Source organism: Rossellomorea sp. RS05 (genome assembly GCF_039822645.1).
GTDB lineage: Bacteria > Bacillota > Bacilli > Bacillales > Bacillaceae_B > Rossellomorea > Rossellomorea marisflavi_B.
Window position 1 is genome coordinate 1 of the sequence record NZ_JBDKWY010000027.1, and the last position, 370, is coordinate 370.

A 370-nucleotide genomic window follows, 5' to 3' on the forward strand; every position below is an offset into this window, starting at 1 on the left:
ATCCACCGTGCGCCCTTATTAACTTAACCGAATTGGTTAAAAACCTAAAATGGCGATACTCGGTAATTTCTTGACTATCAATAAAACTTTATCTAGTTTTCAAAGAACAATGTTCACTCTTTCACAGATGGAAAGAATGTTTGGTGGAGCCTAGCGGGATCGAACCGCTGACCTCCTGCGTGCAAAGCAGGCGCTCTCCCAGCTGAGCTAAGGCCCCGTATGATATGAGATTGGAAATGGTGGGCCTAAGTGGACTCGAACCACCGACCTCACGCTTATCAGGCGTGCGCTCTAACCAGCTGAGCTATAGGCCCCCAACTCTTAATGATGAGTTAAACCATCAAAACTGAACAAAACTTCGACGTCGTCA

At 46.2% G+C, this 370-nt stretch carries 2 tRNA genes; both read right to left on the reverse strand.

Features of this window, described 5'->3' with window-relative positions:
- Nucleotides 1–141 precede the first annotated feature (141 nt).
- Nucleotides 142–217: transfer RNA gene (locus ABJ225_RS22310), tRNA-Ala, on the reverse strand.
- A 20-nt stretch (nucleotides 218–237) separates the two neighbouring features.
- Nucleotides 238–314: transfer RNA gene (locus ABJ225_RS22315), tRNA-Ile, on the reverse strand.
- Between the last annotated feature and the right edge of the window lie 56 nt (nucleotides 315–370).